Annotated in this window: 8 protein-coding genes; all 8 read left to right on the forward strand. The window is 53.3% G+C overall.

Annotation, left to right across the window (positions count from 1 at the left end; genetic code table 11):
* Position 1: 1 nt before the first annotated feature.
* Complete coding sequence (locus J5I83_RS13785) at positions 2-511, forward strand: RNA polymerase factor sigma-70 (protein WP_304057141.1); 510 nt, start codon at positions 2-4, stop codon at positions 509-511.
* 303 nt (positions 512-814) lie between these two features.
* Positions 815-1,030 carry an MbtH family protein gene (locus J5I83_RS13790; protein WP_304057143.1) on the forward strand — a complete coding sequence of 72 codons (216 nt, stop codon included), beginning with the start codon at positions 815-817 and terminating at the stop codon, positions 1,028-1,030.
* A gap of 11 nt (positions 1,031-1,041) precedes the next feature.
* Positions 1,042-1,779 carry a thioesterase II family protein gene (locus J5I83_RS13795; RefSeq protein WP_304057146.1) on the forward strand — a complete coding sequence of 246 codons (738 nt, stop codon included), beginning with the start codon at positions 1,042-1,044 and terminating at the stop codon, positions 1,777-1,779.
* Complete coding sequence (locus J5I83_RS13800) at positions 1,766-2,446, forward strand: 4'-phosphopantetheinyl transferase superfamily protein (RefSeq protein WP_304057161.1); 681 nt, start codon at positions 1,766-1,768, stop codon at positions 2,444-2,446. The genes J5I83_RS13795 and J5I83_RS13800 overlap by 14 nt, the downstream gene beginning before the upstream one ends.
* Before the next feature lie 100 nt (positions 2,447-2,546).
* A complete protein-coding gene (locus J5I83_RS13805) occupies positions 2,547-7,865 on the forward strand; it encodes a non-ribosomal peptide synthetase (protein WP_304057148.1) in 5,319 nt (1,772 codons plus the stop codon).
* Entirely contained in the window at positions 7,865-12,457 is a 4,593-nt protein-coding gene (locus tag J5I83_RS13810) for an SDR family NAD(P)-dependent oxidoreductase (protein WP_304057150.1), read from the forward strand. Before J5I83_RS13805 ends, J5I83_RS13810 begins: the two co-directional genes overlap by 1 nt.
* 37 nt (positions 12,458-12,494) lie before the next feature.
* Positions 12,495-15,866, forward strand: a complete 3,372-nt coding sequence (locus J5I83_RS13815) for an amino acid adenylation domain-containing protein (RefSeq protein ID WP_304057153.1) — start codon at positions 12,495-12,497, stop codon at positions 15,864-15,866.
* Between the two features lie 6 nt (positions 15,867-15,872).
* On the forward strand, positions 15,873-17,628 hold a 1,756-nt coding region (locus J5I83_RS13820; RefSeq protein ID WP_304057156.1), incomplete at its 3' end, for a condensation domain-containing protein.

Here is a 17,628-nt window from a genome sequence, read left to right on the forward strand (position 1 = left end):
TATGATGATACCAGTAGAAAAATGGACGCACGAATTAGATGCGTTATTTATCGCAAATCAAGTGCAGTTACGTCGGGCAGCTTATAAAATTTTAGGCGATTGGGAACGATCAGAAGATGTCGTGCAAGATGCTTATATCAAGATTTCTGAAATGCCGGCCACACAGAAAGTCAGGCAGCCATTGGCATATCTTTTCCGGATTGTGCGCAATTTAGCTATTGATCATTATCGACGTGACGCATTCGAGTCAGAACTTTTTGGAACAGACGAGGAGGGATTGCATATTCCGGCGCTGACAGGGACACCTGAAACTACTGCAATCAATCGCCAACATCTTGATCTGGTAGTTGAAGCCTTAGCCAAGCTTCCTGAGCGCACAAAACGAGTGTTTGAACTTTATCGGGTAGAAGGATATACCCACCGGATGATTGCAGATGAGTTGAATATTTCCACTTCATTGGCAAACATTCTTATTCGTGAAGCAACAAGCCATTGCAGAAATGCGCTCTAATCTTAATAACTGGCAGGCTAAAGACGCTGCCGGTATTTTTATTAGATTATTTTCTGCATCAAGCTTCCATGAATCATCGTGCATTCATCGAGACGTGGTTACTTTTTGCTGATAATCCAAGACTGAATCAGCTCCGCTGGATGCGAACCCAATTCATTTAATCAATAAGTTTATGATGCTTGCAAAAATTTTTTTGATATTTTTTTGTATTCTTAGTAAGCCGATTCGTCTAGTTTGAATAAGAAGCATTCTTATTCGTAAGAAGTAAAAAAACCAATTATTCGTAAATTTGAGGTTTGGGCTATGACGAGTTGTTTTGATCGAGAAGATGGTGTGTTCCGTGTTTTGGTCAATCATGAAGAACAATATTCTATTTGGCCGGAATGGAAAGCGATTCCGGGTGGTTGGCGTGATATAGGTGTGCTGGGCGATAAAAAGACCTGTCTCGATCATATCGAGAAGGTCTGGACGGATATGCGTCCGCTCAGTTTGCGGTGCTTTATGGATAATATCCAATAGCGCTTTCGTTCATGCCAGCATCATTGATATTGTTCTGTTTGCCTTGCGCAGGCGCGAGTGCCACCATGTATTTGCGCTGGAGACGGTTACTACCTTCCTGGATAACGGTGCAACCCGTCGAATTGCCGGGGCGTGGCAGCCGACTGGGTGAATTGGCTCAAGAAAGCTATGCGTCATTGATAGAAAGCTTATGTGACGAGCTGATACCCAGATTACCAGAGCAATATGCCTTCTTTGGTCATAGTATGGGGGCTTTGCTGGCTTATGGCATCACCCAAAGTCTATCTGCCCGCAAATTACTGCTTCCTGCCACACTGCTCGTCTCAGGTTGCGCCGCTCCCAATCGTCAGGATGGCGAGCGGTATAGCAAAATACAGGGCGAAGCGGCATTCATCGCTGATTTGCGTAAACAGGGCGGGACGCCGGAAGCAGTATTCGATAACCCGGAATTGCTAGCGATGACGCTGGATTTGCTGGCGATAGATTACCGTGTATGCGGAAGCTTCCGGCACGCACAGCGACCGCCATTGTCTATTCCCATCCATGTTTTTGGCGGACGCGCGGATGAGATCGAAGCATCGAAGCTCGATGACTGGCAGTTGGCAGGCACGCAGGCGTTTTCGCTAAATTGGTTCGATGGCGGCCATTTCTTTCTTCGCCAGTCCGAAGAAGCATTTTTGTCTATTCTGGTTCAACGTTTGGCAGAAAGTTTGAATGGAGTGCCTTGTGAAGCGCATGCAACTGCCTAGAACGCTGCCTGCTGGCATCGAGGTCTGGTTGCTTGAGTTCGATTTCAATTCGACTGAGCTTGCCAGTGACTGGGCATTGTTGAGCGCAGAAGAAAAGGCGCGTGCACGCCACTTTCATCAATCTGAGGATCGGGTGCGTGCTGTTGCGACACGGGCGGCATTACGCCGTTTGCTGGCAGAGCGTGTGCAATCATCGCCTGAAGCGTTGCGCATCGAAGTAAATGGCTTTGGTAAACCATGTTTGCCAACGCATGCAGGCATTGCGTTCAATGTGACTCATGCCGGCAGATTTGCGCTGATTGCGCTATCGACCCAAGGGGAAGTAGGTATCGACATCGAGCAGCGTTATCGTGATGTCGCCCATCTGGATGCGCATGTGCTTTCAACGATAGAACAGGCCTCGGGGATTTGGTCGAGCAGCAATTTCATTGAGCTCTGGGTGGTGAAGGAATCGGTATTAAAAGCACTGGGATTTGGGATTGCCGAATACCTGCAAGCCATTACCGTGTTGCCAAACAATGACGGCAGTTACTCCATTATTCATGATCAAACCGAATGGGCAAAAGTCGATGCCTGGTCGATTGAGGCACCTGATCACTATGCTGCCGCATTGGCGCTGACACGTCATAGCGGATCGCGACCACTGTATCAGCCTTTCCTGTTCTGATTTTTCAATCTATCAACTCATAAAAAATGAAGGATGTAATACAGAGTTGGGCCAAAAAATTTTTTTCGGTAAAGCACGCATTTATTTTTAGGTGTAAATCATGAATACAAGACTGATTCCCTCTCGCAGTTACCCTGACAACATCGTTAACCATCTACAAACACTGGCACGTAAACGTCCGGCAGATACAGCGTTAATTGTCGTGAGTGCGGATGGTGACAAGCTGATCGACAGACAATTTGATTATGCTTCGCTTGATCGGTATGTCAGAGCTGTCGCTGCTGTTTTGCAGGATCGATTCGAGCAAGGTGAGCGGGTGCTATTGTTGATGGAGAACGATGAGCATTACGTGATCGGCTTCCTGGCTTGCCTCTATGCTGGCATGATCGCGGTCCCGGTTTTTCCACCAGAATCGATACGGGAACAGCATCTAGCAAGATTACTTGCGATTGCTGCTGATGCCACGGCACAGTGCATTCTGACGACTAGCGGGATTCTGCCGCTGATCAGCGACGCATCGATCGTGCAACTGGCTAGCGCTACTATGCTGGCGGTCGACACGATTATGCAAAAGGATATGCAAAGTGGAGCATCTGCATGGCATGTACGTATGCCGGAGCAAGATGAAATCGCTTTTCTGCAATATACCTCAGGCTCGACTGCCACTCCCAAGGGGGTCATGGTCAGCCATCATAATCTGATGATCAACGCACGGGCGTTCGAAGAAGGCATGTCGATTACTGCTGACGACATCTTCGTCAGCTGGCTGCCGCTATACCATGATATGGGGTTGATTGGCGGATTATTGCAGCCACTCCACCGGGGCATTCCGGCAATCCTCATGACGCCGCAGTTTTTTATTGAAAGACCCGTGCGCTGGTTGGAAGTCATCTCGCGCTATCGCGCCACGGTCAGTGGCGCACCCAATTTCGCCTTCCAGCTATGCGTGGAGCGGGTGAGAAGCTCACAATTACAGGGACTCGATTTATCGAGCTGGCGTGTCGCCTTTTCGGGCGCAGAGCCTGTGCGCAGAGACACGATGCGCGCCTTCGTCGAGCGTTTCAGTGCGGTTGGCTTTCCCGCCGGCACCATTTATCCCTGCTATGGTTTGGCTGAAGCGACGCTATTCGTGACCGGTGGCGTGCGCGGAGAGGGAATGAAAGCGCAAGCGTTTTCCGCCGAGAAACTGGCGCAAGGGCAAGCAGAAATGGTGGCACAGGGCATACCGATCGTCGCCTGTGGTTTTCCTGCGTCCAATCATGCGGTAAAAATCGTCGATCCTGAAAAACGGATTCCTTTGGCGGATGGTTGCGTCGGTGAAATCTGGACCGATGGAGCCAGTCTTGCGAAAGGCTACTGGCAGCGTCCGCAGGAAACCGCAGAAGCCTTTGTCGAGCATGAAAGCACACGTTGGTTACGCACTGGCGATCTTGGTTTTATTCATGCGCGGCAGTTGTACATCATGGGGCGGCTCAAAGATCTCATTATTATTCGAGGGCAAAATATCTATCCCCAGGATATCGAGCTGATCATTGAGGAAGAAGTGGAAGCCGTGCGTAAAGGCCGGGTAGCGGCATTTGCGGTCGAGCAGTTAGATGGTGAAGGAATCGGTGTTGCGGTCGAAGTATCTCGCAACATGCAGAAACTCGTTCCCGCTGAGGCGTTAGTGACAGCGCTCAGTGAAGCAGTCAGCGCCAATTGCCATGAATCCTTATCCGTAGTAGTGCTGTTGAATCCGGGCGCGCTGCCCAAGACATCGAGCGGCAAGTTGCAACGCGCTGCCTGTCGCCAAGGTTGGCGCGAACGCACACTCGATGCTTACGCCATTTACGAATATGGTCATTTTGTTCATGGTGGCAGCAAGTTGCTTTCGGGGATGTTCGCAGATGAAACTGAGCGTGCAGTGGCAGCCATCTGGGAGGCCGTGTTGCAGCGCAGGGGATTCAGGCGTGAAGACCACTTTTTTGCCATCGGCGGCAATTCGCTGAAAGCGGTACAAGTTGTGGCGCACATTGCCGATCGTTGGCGCGTTTCCTTTCTGCCACGCAGCTTGTTTCAGTACCCGCGGTTGTGTGAGTGTGCGCAGGAAATCAAACGCTTGTTGTCATTGAAGGAAGTTTTGCCAGAGGCCGGCGCCTATCGTCTTGTACCAATGCGGGAAGCCGTTAATGCGCTGCCATTATCTTATGGCCAACAACGTCTGTGGTTTCTTTGGCAACTCGATCCTGACAGTACCGCTTATCACATCCAGCATGCCTTGCGTTTGTCGGGCATGTTGGATAGACAAGCGTTTCATGCAAGCTTCCAGGCATTGATTGAACGGCATGAATCGCTGCGTACGCTATTTCGTGTCAATGACGCAGGCACGGTCGAGCAAGTGATACAACCGGCATCATCCTTAACAATAACGGATATTGATTTACTGAGCTGGGATATTTCGCAGCGCGAAGAACGAGCTGCTGCAGAAGCACAACGTATCGTTTCGGCGTCCTTTGATTTGACGCAAGGTCCTTTGCTGCGCGTGGCGTTGATCCGGATGGGAGAGCAGAAAAACATCCTCGTCATCGTTATGCACCATATCATCGCCGATGGTGTTTCCATGCAAATCTTGCTGAATGAGTTTGCGGCTTATTATCAGTCCTATATAAAAGGAAAATCTGCCCAGCTCGCGTCTTTACCCATCCAGTATGCGGATTACACAGTCTGGCAACAAAAGTGGCTCGAAGCGGGTGTAAAGGAAAAGCAGCTCGCTTACTGGCAAAAATATCTGGGTGAATCACATCCGGTTTTGATGTTGCCAACCGATCGAGTGCGGCAGCCCGCCACGAGCTACCCCGCGGCACGCTATAGTTTCGATCTGCCACAGGTGATATTGGAAAAGCTACATCAGCTAGCGATTGATTGCGGCGCAACACTGTTTATGACGTTGCTAACGGCGTTTCAGACATTGCTGTTCCGCCATACCGGCCAATCGACTATCCGGGTGGGCGTGCCCATCGCCAATCGCCACCGTATTGAAACGACTGATTTGATCGGCTTTTTCATCAATACCCAGGTTATGCAGGGTCAATTGCATGGCCGCCTGTTGCTTGTTGAGCTTCTGGACCGGATGCGGGAAGATGCGATCAATGCACAGGCACACCAGGATTTGCCTTTCGAACAATTGGTCGAAACGCTGCATCCGCAGCGGGATTTGCGCCATAACCCCCTTTTTCAAACTACTCTCAATCATTTACAGAAAGATTACCGTAACCTGCAGCAATCCACCGGTTTGGCGGTTACCGACTACACGCTTCCTGAGCAAGCAGCTCAATTGGAATTGAGGCTCGAAACGGTCGAATCACCCGATGGACAGGTGACCGCCAGCATCATATACGCCACCAACTTGTTTGCTGCTTCCTTTATCGAACGTCTGGCGCACCACTATTTGCGGATTTTGCATGAATTGGCAATGCAGTCCAGCATGGCGATTGGTGATATTGATCTGCTGGATGCAACCGATAAGCGGCAGCTCACAGCATGGGGCAGCTCTAGGCAAATCGATTCGATCGATCAACCGGTGCATCGTCTGATAGAACGTCAGGCAGAGGCTTGCCCGCACATGATAGCGGTGATCTCAGAGAATATCGAGCTGAGCTATGCAGAACTCAATCGCCGGGCGAACCGCCTTGCCTATCGACTCATCAGTTTGGGCGTCAAACCCGAAATGCGTGTGGGAATCGCGATCGAGCGCAATTCCGTAGAATTGATCGTAGGGCTTCTCGCTATTCTGAAGGCTGGCGCCGGTTACGTGCCGCTCGATCCGGACTATCCTAGCGAACGCCTGGCATACATGATCGAAGACAGTGGTACTCGTCTGTTGTTGACGCAGTCCCATTTGCGCGCGAAATTACCTGCCTGCAAAAGTACCCAAGTCTTGGAACTCGATGCGCTCGATCTGAGCACGTCAAGCGAGGTGAATCCTGACATTGCACTAGACAGCGACAATCTCGCCTATGTGATTTACACCTCGGGATCGACTGGCCGGCCCAAAGGGGTAGCGGTTGCGCATGGCCCGTTAACCATGCATGTGGTTGCTATCAAGAAAATCTATGATATCCGGCCAAGCGATCGTGAATTGATGTTTTTTTCCATGAATTTTGATGCCGCTGCAGAACAGTGGATTTCACCTTTGACCGAGGGGGCGACATTGGTGCTTTCTTCGACTCATGATCTGGCGGGTGAGGGTTTTGTTGAGCTGATCGAATACCACAAGATCACGGTTCTGCATCTTCCTCCGGCTTATTTGCGTATGTTATTGCCGCAGATCGAGCGCGATCAGCAATGGATCCGGACTTGCATTGTCGGGGGAGAAGCGTGGTATGCCGCCGACGTAACCGCTGCCAGGACACTGTTCCAACATGCCAGGCTAGTGAACGCCTATGGTCCGACTGAAACGGTGATTACACCGACGGCATGGGTTAATTTGCCTAGTCAAGTCGATGAAGAGGGCTGGATGCAAACCATGGGTGAGTTTGCCCCGATTGGCCGGCCCGTGGGCGCACGCACTCTTTATGTGCTTGATAGTGAACTCAACCTGGTCCCTGCGGGTACAGCCGGTGAACTCTATATCGGGGGAGCGGGATTGGCACGCGGCTATCTCGATCGCCCGGCGTTGACCAGCGAGCGCTTTGTAGCTGATCCTTTTAATGCGGCGGGTGGGCGCCTTTACCGGACGGGTGATTTAGTACGCTGGCGCGGCGATGGACAGCTCGAATACCTTGGCCGCCTGGATGATCAGGTCAAACTACGTGGCTTCCGTATCGAACTGGGTGAGATCGAAGCACGTCTGCTTGCCTTGGTAGGAGTGCGTGAAGCTGCCGTGATCGCTCAAGAGGGGCGTCATGGCCTTCGTCTATTGGCCTATGTCGTCCCCCATCGCGGTACACAACTGAGCGCGTCATTGTTAAAAACTGCACTGGCTGCTGCATTGCCTGACTATATGATCCCCAGTCAATTTATTTTCCTGGATGGGCTGCCGCTCAATCCGAACGGCAAGCTGGACCGGAAAGCGCTGCCACTCCCAGAACAATTTGATCAGCCCGATTACGCTCCGCCTGTTAATGCAATAGAGCAAACCATTGCAGAAATTTGGGCCGAAACCCTCGAGATCCCGCAAGTTGGCTTGCACAATAACTTTTTTGATCTGGGAGGGCATTCGCTGCTGTTGATCAAAATCAAGCAAAAACTGGAAGCCTGTTTTAATAGACAGATTGCCATAGTCGATTTGTTTAAATACACCACTGTCGCCAGTCTGGCCAAATTTTTGAATCAAGGCAATCAAGGTGACAAGAACGCAGCTTCCTTATCACGTCACCGGGCACGTGCGCAGCGGCAGCGCAGCACATTCATTCAACGAAAACAAGAGAGGATACATTGATGGATAAGGTGGATGACATGCAGGAAAGTACAAATATCGATATCGCGATTATCGGAATGGCGTGCCGTTTTCCCGGTGCGAATGATATCGCGTCCTTTTGGCACAATCTGCAAGAGGGGGTCGAATCGATTGCTTTCCTGAGCGACGATACGCTGCGCGCGCGTGGTGTGCCCAGTGAAGCGCTGAATGATCCTTGCTACATTAAGGCCGTTGCAAGGCTGGAGGACGTCGATCGCTTTGATGCCTCTTTTTTTGGTTATACCCCGCGTGAAGCGGCGGAAACCGATCCACAGCACCGGCTCTTTCTTGAAGTGGCATGGCAAGCCTTAGAAGATGCGGGTTACGATCCTTCGCGCTATGCCGATCCCATCGGTGTCTATGCTGGCTGCGGCGTGAATACCTATTTACTGCTGAATCTGCTGTCCGGCGGACGCAGCATGGACAAACAGGATATTTCTTCGCTGCAGGGACTCATGAACGGCAACAATAAGGACTCGATGACGACGACGGTCGCGTATAAGCTCGATTTACGCGGCCCGGGCATGACCGTGCAAACCGCCTGTTCTACCTCGCTTGCGGCGACGCATGTCGCTTGCCGCGCTCTGCTTAATCATGAGGCCGATATGGCCATTGCCGGCGGCGCGTGGGTTAATCTTCTGCACGAAGATGGCTATTACTACCAGCCTGGCGCCATTCTTTCCCCCGATGGGCATTGCCGGGCTTTTGACGCCAAGGCAGCGGGCACGGTGATTGGCAGCGGCGTCGGTATCGTGGTATTGAAGCGGCTGGCGGATGCATTGGCAGACGGGGATACCATTCATGCAGTCATCAAGGGATCGGCGATCAATAATGATGGTTCGGCCAAAGCGGGTTACACCGCCCCGAGTATAGAGGGGCAGGCGGAGGTCATCCTGGCTGCCCAGGCGATCGCCGGTATTTCTGCCGACACGATCAGCTATATTGAAGCGCATGGAACCGGCACCACGCTCGGCGATCCGATCGAGATTGCCGCTTTGACGCAAGCATTCCGTGAGAGTACGGATCGGCGTGGTTTTTGTGGTGTCGGCTCGGTCAAGACCAATGTAGGGCACCTCGATGCGGCTGCTGGCGTCGCCGGTCTGATCAAGACGGCTCTTTCCTTGAAATATCGTATGCTGCCGCCGAGTTTAAATTTTGAGCAGCCTAATCCCCAGATCAATTTTGCTTCCAGTCCCTTTTACGTCAACACCGAATGCAAGATTTGGCCAGAGAGTTCAACACCACGGCGTGCGGGCGTCAGCTCGTTCGGTATCGGTGGCACGAATGTGCACATGATCGTCGAGGAAGCACCTTCAAATGAATCTTCTGGACCTGCACGTGACTGGCAACTATTGATGCTATCAGCACGCAGTCAAGCAGCGCTGGAGCACGCGGTGGAACGATTGCAACAACACCTTACCGCCCATCCAGAGCAACCATTAGCGGATGTGGCTTATACCCTGCAGGTAGGCAGAAAACAGTTTTCTCATCGGGCGATTGCGCTCTGTCATGATCACGAAGATGCCATGACACTATTGCAAAACCGGGAAAGCGATCGCTTCCTGATTCAGCAGATAGCAGCCGAGAATCGTCCCGTAACTTTTATGTTTCCAGGGCAAGGTGCGCAGCATATCGACATGGCGCGCGATCTTTATCAGCGCGAACCCATTTTCCGTCAGGAATTCGACCATTGTCTGCGATTATTACAGCCACACCTTGCTTTCGATCTTCTCACGATTCTTTATCCGGGCGCGGATGAAGCCAATCGCTCAGCGGCTTCAGCGCGACTCGAGCAGACCGAAGTCACGCAGCCTGCATTGTTCGTCATCGAATATGCACTGGCGCAACTATGGATAGCGTGGGGTATCCAGCCCGCCTCGATGATCGGTCACAGTGTAGGGGAATATGTGGCGGCTTGTCTGGCAGGGGTGTTTTCTCTGGAGGATGCCTTGCGCTTGGTGGCCTTGCGTGGGCGCTTGTTACAACAAATGGAGACGGGCACCATGTTGGCCGTCATGCTGTCCGAAGCGGAACTTGCCTCCTATCAGTTCGAGGATTGTGATCTGGCAGCCGTCAATGGACCGGTGCTTTGTGTGTTATCCGGCCCGCTTGCGGCGATCGAGGCGGTTGAGAAAAAGCTGGCGAATGATCAAGTGGGATACCGGCGGCTGCATGTTTCACACGCCTTTCATTCCCGGATGGCAGAGCCGATGCTCCCTGCATTTGTTGAGCAAATTGCCAAGAGTAAGCTGCATCCACCCAAGATTCCGTTTTTCTCTAATTTGAGTGGTGAGTGGATAACGCCGCAGGAAGCGACGGATGCGCACTACTGGGGGCGGCATGTGCGCGAAACAGTGCGCTTCAATGATGGTTTGCATGTTTTGTTGCATGATCCTGCACAAATCTTGTTGGAAGTAGGGCCCGGAGAAACCCTGACGACGCTGGCGCAACGCCATCCTTCGGCAAAGCCAGAGCAACTCATCCTGTCATCCTTACCCCATCCCGGCAAAAGCCATTCGGCGCAGAAGCACCTATCGCTCAGCCTAGGCAAGCTTTGGTTAAACGGGTTGACTATCGATTGGCAGCATTTTTATGCGCATGAACGCCGCCATCGCGTGCCATTGCCGACCTATCCGTTCGAGCGCCAGTCCTACTGGATTAAAGCTGATGACGGGCAGGACGCTGCCAAAACGGGTGCCTCTTTCGCAGCGCGTGCAAAGGAAGCAAAACAGACCGATCTGTCGTCAATAAATGATTGGTTTTACCTGCCGTCGTGGCGGCGCGCTGAGCAAATCAGCCTTGAAAGCTTTTTTCCGGAAGCAGTCGATGCTTATCTGATTTTCAGCGATGAGCAGGTAGCCGGTGCTGCATTGATCGAACATTTGCGCTTGTTTGGGGTTGAACCTATTGTAGTTTCCTCAGGCGCTGCTTTCCGGCGGATCAATGCGCACCGTTACCAGCTTTGCTCTGACAATCCGCATGATTTCCATCAATTGCTGCATAGCATCCGTGACGACGGTAACACAGTCGGCCATATTTTCCATCTTTGGAGCCTGAGTACGGAAGATAAAGCTGTCTCACAGACAGACAATCTGGCAAGTGATTTTTACAGCCTGTTCTATCTCGCAAGAGCATTGGAGGCTACCCAGGCGCTTGTTCCTTCAGTTAAAAAAATCAGCATTACCATGGTGACGAATCAAATGGAGGATGTCACGGGTAATGAAACGTTATGTCCGGATAAAGCTTTGCTCTACGGACCATACAAAGTCATTCCGCAGGAATATTCAAACGTTGCTTGCCATCTGATTGATATCGACCTGCAGGTGGGAGATAGTATGGCCCGGTTACGGCTGGCCAGGCAGATTCTGGCCGAGTCGCAATCGGATTCTGCAACAACTGTAGTTGCATACCGGGGTCCTCACCGCTGGGTTCAATATTTCGAACCAATGCAACACTCCACAATCGTAAAGAATCGCCTCAAATCAGGCGGGGTTTATTTGATCACTGGCGGATTAGGCGGCGTCGGTCTGACACTGGCGGAACATTTGGCCCGCACTCAACAGGCGAAGCTCGTGCTGCTGGGGCGTTCTCCTGTGCCTGCACGCGAACGCTGGCCGGAGATTCTGTCAGGGAGCGGCAAAGACAGCGCATTGGGCCGTAAGCTGGAGAAAATCAGGCAGCTGGAAGCATTGGGGGCCGAAGTTCTGGTCGTGAATGCGGATATAGCCAAGCAGGGTGAATTAAAAGCAGCCGTTTCGCTGGCGCGGCAATTGTTTGGCACCATTGATGGTGTGGTTCATGCCGCGGGAGAAGTCAGCAGCGGTTTGATCGCGACCAAAACAGAAGAAGTAATGGCACGCGTTTTTGCGCCCAAAGTAAGCGGAATGCGCGCATTGCAAGCGGTATTCAAAGATGATCCGCTCGATTTCATACTGCTATGTTCATCGCTGGCCACGATCGCAGGTGGACTCAGTAAAGTTGATTACTGTGCTGCCAATGCTTACCTGGATGCGGTCGCGCGTGCTGCCTATCGCGAGTCGGCCTATCCTGTCATCTCAGTCAATTGGGATAGCTGGCGTGAAGTCGGCATGGCAGCAAACATGGATATGCCGGAAGGCGTAGGGATTACACCGCAAGCGGGTGCGGAAGTATTCGAGCGGATCGTGAACGGTCCGCATTATCCTCAAGTAATCGTCTCTACGATTGATTTGCCTACCCGGCTGAGTCAAACCCAGCAAGATCTGGTGGCGCAACCCTTCACCTTTACGGCACCCGTCAAGGCAGCAAGATTTCCGCGGCCTGCCTTGCCGACAGCATTTAAATCACCTGAAAACGAGCTGGAAGAGAACATCGCCGAAATTTGGCAGAGCTTGTTAGGCATAGATGCCATTGGTGTGGACGATAATTTATTCGAATTGGGCGGTGATTCGCTGCTGGGAATACAACTGCTTTCCAGGGTTTGCACCCGTTTCTCAGTTGAGCTGCATCCAGCCGATTTTTTCCGATCGCCTACCATCGCTGGTTTGGCGGCATTGGTCGAAACAAAGCTGCTCGACGAAATAGAATGTACTTAGACAGTTGACTACACTGAAACATGAACGGCGTATCTTTATGACAAACAATATCGATCTTACGCAGCGGCGGGCTCGTCTTACGCCAGAGCAACGGCAGCGGCTTGCGCAACGGCTGCAGGCCGCTAGCAATCCGCTGCAGCAGACTTCCGTTATTCCACGCCGGACAGCGAATGAGCGCACCTATTTGTCCTATGCGCAGCAGCGGCACTGGTTTTTATGGCAACTGGATCCGCACAGTACCGCTTACCATTTAGGCGGTACCTTGCGGCTGATAGGTAAACTAAATGAACAAGCGCTGGAAGAGAGTTTTCAGATGCTGGTGGCACGGCATGAATCGTTGCGCACTGTGTTCCGCGCCAATGCGCAAGGTCTGTCCGAGCAGATTATCGAACCGGCAGGGCGATTCAGACTGACGGTGACCGATCTGAGCGATGTGCCGGAAGCACAGCGTGCAACCCGTGTACAGGAGGAAGTAAACCGTATCCACGCTACGCCATTCGATCTCACTCAAGGTCCATTATTACGTGTGGCCCTGCTCCGGGTGGCGCCGGAAGAGCATTATCTAGTAGTGGTGATGCACCACATCATCTCGGATGCCTGGTCCAACCGCATCATCATTGACGAATTCGCTGCCTGTTACCGTGCGCTTAGCGAAGGGCAGCCGATAGCACTGCCGCCACTTTCGATTCAATATGCGGATTATGCGAACTGGCAGCGCTCCTTTCTGGAGGCAGGCGAGAAAGAACGGCAACTGGCCTACTGGCGTAGCCAGTTGGGTGAAACCCACCCTGTATTGCAATTGCCGACCGATCATCCCCGTCCATCGACGAGCAACTATCGTGCCGCTTACTATGACTTTATTCTGCCATCCTCGTTAATTGAGCATCTGCAACGGCAGATGCAAACGCGGGGTATGACGCTGTTCAAGGGGTTATTGGCGGGCATCCAAGCATTGTTGTACCGCTATACCGGCCAAAGCGACATTCGGGTAGGCGTGCCGGTCGCCAACCGTCATCGGGTAGAAACTGAAAATCTGGTTGGTTGTCTGGTGAATACGCAAGTATTGTGTAACCGGATCGACGGACGCATGCCGCTGGAGCGGCTGCTCGAGCAAACCCGGGATACCGCTTTGGGTGCGCAAGCTTATCAGGATCTGCCATTTGAGCAGCTGGTCGAAGCGCTCCAGCCGGAGCGCAATCTGAATCTGAATCCATTATTCCAGGTGATGTTCAATCATCTGCGCGAAGACTATCGTGCACTGGGGCAACTGCCGGGCTTGACAGTGGAGGAATACGCGTTTGGCGAACAAGGCGCGCAGTTCGAGCTGTCGTTGGATACCGTGGAACGGCCAGATGGCTGGGTCGAAGCACGTTTCACCTATGCAGCCGAGTTGTTCGAGCCGCAGACCATCGTGCGCATGGGCGAGCATTATCTTCGTTTGCTAGAACAATTGGCGCAACTGGCAGATCAGCCTGCACGTTGCTTGGGTGACATTACTCTCCTGAGTGAAACAGAGCAGGCTCAGCTCAAGGTCTGGGGCGTCAACGAACAACGCTATGCCTCGGTGGAACCGGTGCACCGTCTGATCGAACAGCAGGCGATGCTGCGCCCGGAGGCGACAGCACTGATTTTTGGCAACACGGAACTGAGCTATGCAGAACTGAACCGGCGCGCGAACCAGTTGGCGCACCGGCTGATCACATTAGGGATCAAGCCTGAAAGCCGGGTAGGGATAGCGGTAGAGCGCTCGCTCGACATGATCGTAGGACTGCTCGCCATTCTCAAGGCGGGCGGTGCCTATGTGCCGCTCGACCCGGATTATCCACGTGAACGGTTGCAGCACATGGTGACGGACAGCGGCATCGAATTGCTGCTGACGCAGCAGGCAATCGAATCGCATATTCCACGTCCTGCCCATGGCAACGTGCTGCTGCTGGACACGCTGGATGTGAGCGACTGGCCCGAGGACAATCCGGTGGTTGCGGTACACGGCGAGCATCTCGCCTATATCATCTATACCTCCGGCTCCACCGGTCAACCCAAAGGGGTGGCGGTGGCGCATCATGCCTTGGTGGAACATGCATTGATCGCCGTTGAATTCTTCAAACTGGGCAGCGCCGATCGCATGTTGCAATTTTCCACCATCAATTTCGATGGCTTTATCGAGCAGCTTTTCCCGCCTTTATGCGTGGGCGCCGCAATCGTCTTGCGCGGTCCGGCGCTATGGGACAGCGAGACGTTCTACCAGGAACTGATCGCCAAACAGATCACCGTGGCCGATCTGACCACCGCCTATTGGTTCTTGCTGGTACAGGATTTTGCCCGGCAGGGGCCGCGTGACTACGGTGCGTTACGCCAAATGCACGCCGGGGGCGAAGCCATGTCACCCGAAGGCATCAAGGCCTGGCGGCAGGCAGGCCTATCGGGAGTGGCTTTGCTGAACACCTATGGGCCGACCGAAGCGATCGTAACCGCAACGGTAGCCGATTGTGGCGAAGCAGCGCAAGGCGATCAGCAGGAACCGGTCGTCACCATCGGCAAGCCGCTGCCTGCCCGCCATATTTATCTGCTTGACGCCAATCTGATGCCGGTGGCGCCCAGCATCGCGGGCGAACTGTATATCGGTGGCGAACTGCTCGCACGCGGCTACCTGAACCGGCCTGGACTGACTGCGCAGCGCTTTATCGCCGATCCATTCGACAGTCAGGGCGGGCGGCTCTACCGTACTGGTGACCTGGCCAGATGGCGGGAGGATGGGCAGATCGAATATCTCGGACGGGTGGATCACCAGGTCAAGATCCGGGGTTTCCGCATCGAACTGGGCGAAATCGAAACGCAACTGCTGCAGCAGCCGGCCGTGCGGGAAGCGGTGGTGGTCGCCAGGGAAGGGACGAACGGCATCAGACTGGTGGCGTATGTCTCGCTGCACGCGGATCATGTGGTGACACCCGCTGCATTGCGGGAAGCGCTCGCGCAGAGCTTGCCCGATTACATGCTGCCCGCGGCGACCGTGGTGCTGGACAGCCTGCCCCTGAATGCGAACGGCAAAGTGGACCGTGGCCGTTTACCGGAACCGGAATTTGTCAGCGAAGGCGACTATGCCGCGCCCGAAGGGGAAGTGGAGCAAGTCCTCGCCAATATCTGGGCAGAAGTGCTGGGTATGGGCCGGGTGGGGCGCAACGACAATTTCTTCGAATTGGGCGGACATTCTCTTGCCGTTTTGCAAGTTCAACAAAAATTGCAGCTTAGCCAATCCATTTCCGTCCCCCTGCGGCTATTTTTTGAACAGCCTGTATTGAAAGCCATCGCGATAGTGATCCAGGAAGAATACATGTCAGTTTCCAGGCAAATCAGGGAACAGAGTGAGTTATCGGAAATGGCTGAATTACTCGATTTATTGGAGAATTAATCAGAATTGAACAAACAGGATATTGCCGAACGGTTTGCCACACTTTCCCCCGAGAAACAAAAGGTATTTCTCAGTGCACTGAAGGAGCGAGGCATCGATTTCTCGCTTCTGCCCATCGTTCAACAGCCGGTTGAGAAGCGTCATATTCTCTCTTACGCGCAGCAGCGTCACTGGTTCTTATGGCAACTGGATCCCCAGAGCACGGCCTATCACTTAGGCGGTGCTTTGTGGTTACGGGGTAGGCTGAACCGGGCGGCGCTGGAAGAGAGCTTTCAGATACTGGTGGCGCGGCATGAAGCACTGCGCACGGTGTTCCGTGCCAATGTACAAGGTCTGCCCGAGCAAATCATCGAAGCGGCAGGGCGATTTAAACTGACCGTGATCGATTTGCGTACTGTGCCGGCAGCACAGCGCGCAGCCCGTGTGCGGGAAGAAGCGATCCGCATTCATACCACGCCCTTCGATCTCACCCAAGGACCCTTATTGCGCGTAGTTCTGCTGCAGGTCGAACCGGAAGAACATCATCTGGTGGTGGTAATGCACCACATTATCTCGGATGCCTGGTCCAACCGCATTATCATCGACGAATTCGCCGCCTGTTACCGTGCGCTTAGTGAAGGGCAGCAGATAGCTTTGCCACCGCTTTCGATTCAATATGTGGATTATGCGATCTGGCAGCGCTCCTTTCTGGAAGCAGGCGAGAAAGAGCGACAACTGGCCTACTGGCGTAGCCAGCTGGGTGAAACTCACCCTGTATTGCAATTGCCGACCGATCATCCTCGCTCATCCACAGGCAGTTACCGTGCGGCTCATCACGACTTTATCCTGCCATCGACGCTGATGGTGCGCATGCAGCGGCAGATGCAGGCACATGGCGTTACGCTGTTCATGGGGCTGCTGACAGGTTTTCAGGCGTTGTTATACCGTTACACCGGGCAAAGCGAGATACGGGTGGGTGTGCCAATCGCCAACCGCCAGCGCGTGGAAATCGAAAACCTGGTGGGATTCTTCGTCAATACGCAAGTATTGTGTAACCGGGTCGACGGGCGCATGCCGCTGGAGCGGCTACTCGCGCAAACCCGGGATGCCGCCCTGGGGGCGCAAACTTATCAAGATCTGCCCTTTGAGCAACTGGTCGAAGCGCTCCAGCCGGAGCGCAACCTGAACCTGAATCCATTGTTCCAGGTGATGTTCAATCATTTGCGTGAAGATGATCACACATTGGTGCAACTGCCGGGATTGACAGTGGAGGAATACGAACTCGGCGAACAAGGCGCGCAGTTCGAGCTGACACTGGATACCGTGGAGCGGCCAGACGGCCGGGTGGAAGCACGTTTTACCTATGCAGCCGAACTGTTCGAGCCACAGACCATCGTGCGCATGAGTGAACATTATCTGCGTTTGCTGGAGCAATTGGCGCAACTGGTAGATCGGCCCGGGCAGTGCCTGGGTGATGTAGCTTTCATGAACGAAAAAGAATGGGACCAGCTCAAGGCCTGGGGCGTCAATGAGCAACGTTATACTTCGGTAGAGCCGGTACATCGCCTAATCGAACAACAGGCGATGCTGCGACCGAACGCAACGGCCTTAATTTTTGGCGACACGGAACTCAGCTATGCGCAATTGAACCGGCGCGCAAACCGGCTGGCGCACCGGCTGATCGCATTGGGCATTCAATCCGAAAGCCGGGTGGGGATCGCGCTGGAGCGCTCGATCGACATGATCGTGGGGCTGCTTGCCACTCTCAAGGCAGGCGGCGCGT

This window comes from Nitrosomonas communis (assembly GCF_024102715.1).
Classification (GTDB): domain Bacteria; phylum Pseudomonadota; class Gammaproteobacteria; order Burkholderiales; family Nitrosomonadaceae; genus Nitrosomonas; species Nitrosomonas communis_B.

Excerpts from the sequence above, each read along its gene's own strand:
- J5I83_RS13785 (WP_304057141.1), top strand. The coding sequence starts at position 2 with ATGATGATACCAGTAGAAAAATGGACGCACGAATTAGATGCGTTATTT.
- J5I83_RS13790 (WP_304057143.1), top strand. The coding sequence starts at position 815 with ATGACGAGTTGTTTTGATCGAGAAGATGGTGTGTTCCGTGTTTTGGTC.
- J5I83_RS13795 (WP_304057146.1), top strand. The coding sequence starts at position 1,042 with ATGCCAGCATCATTGATATTGTTCTGTTTGCCTTGCGCAGGCGCGAGT.
- J5I83_RS13800 (WP_304057161.1), top strand. The coding sequence starts at position 1,766 with ATGCAACTGCCTAGAACGCTGCCTGCTGGCATCGAGGTCTGGTTGCTT.
- J5I83_RS13805 (WP_304057148.1), top strand. The coding sequence starts at position 2,547 with ATGAATACAAGACTGATTCCCTCTCGCAGTTACCCTGACAACATCGTT.
- J5I83_RS13810 (WP_304057150.1), top strand. The coding sequence starts at position 7,865 with ATGGATAAGGTGGATGACATGCAGGAAAGTACAAATATCGATATCGCG.
- J5I83_RS13815 (WP_304057153.1), top strand. The coding sequence starts at position 12,495 with ATGACAAACAATATCGATCTTACGCAGCGGCGGGCTCGTCTTACGCCA.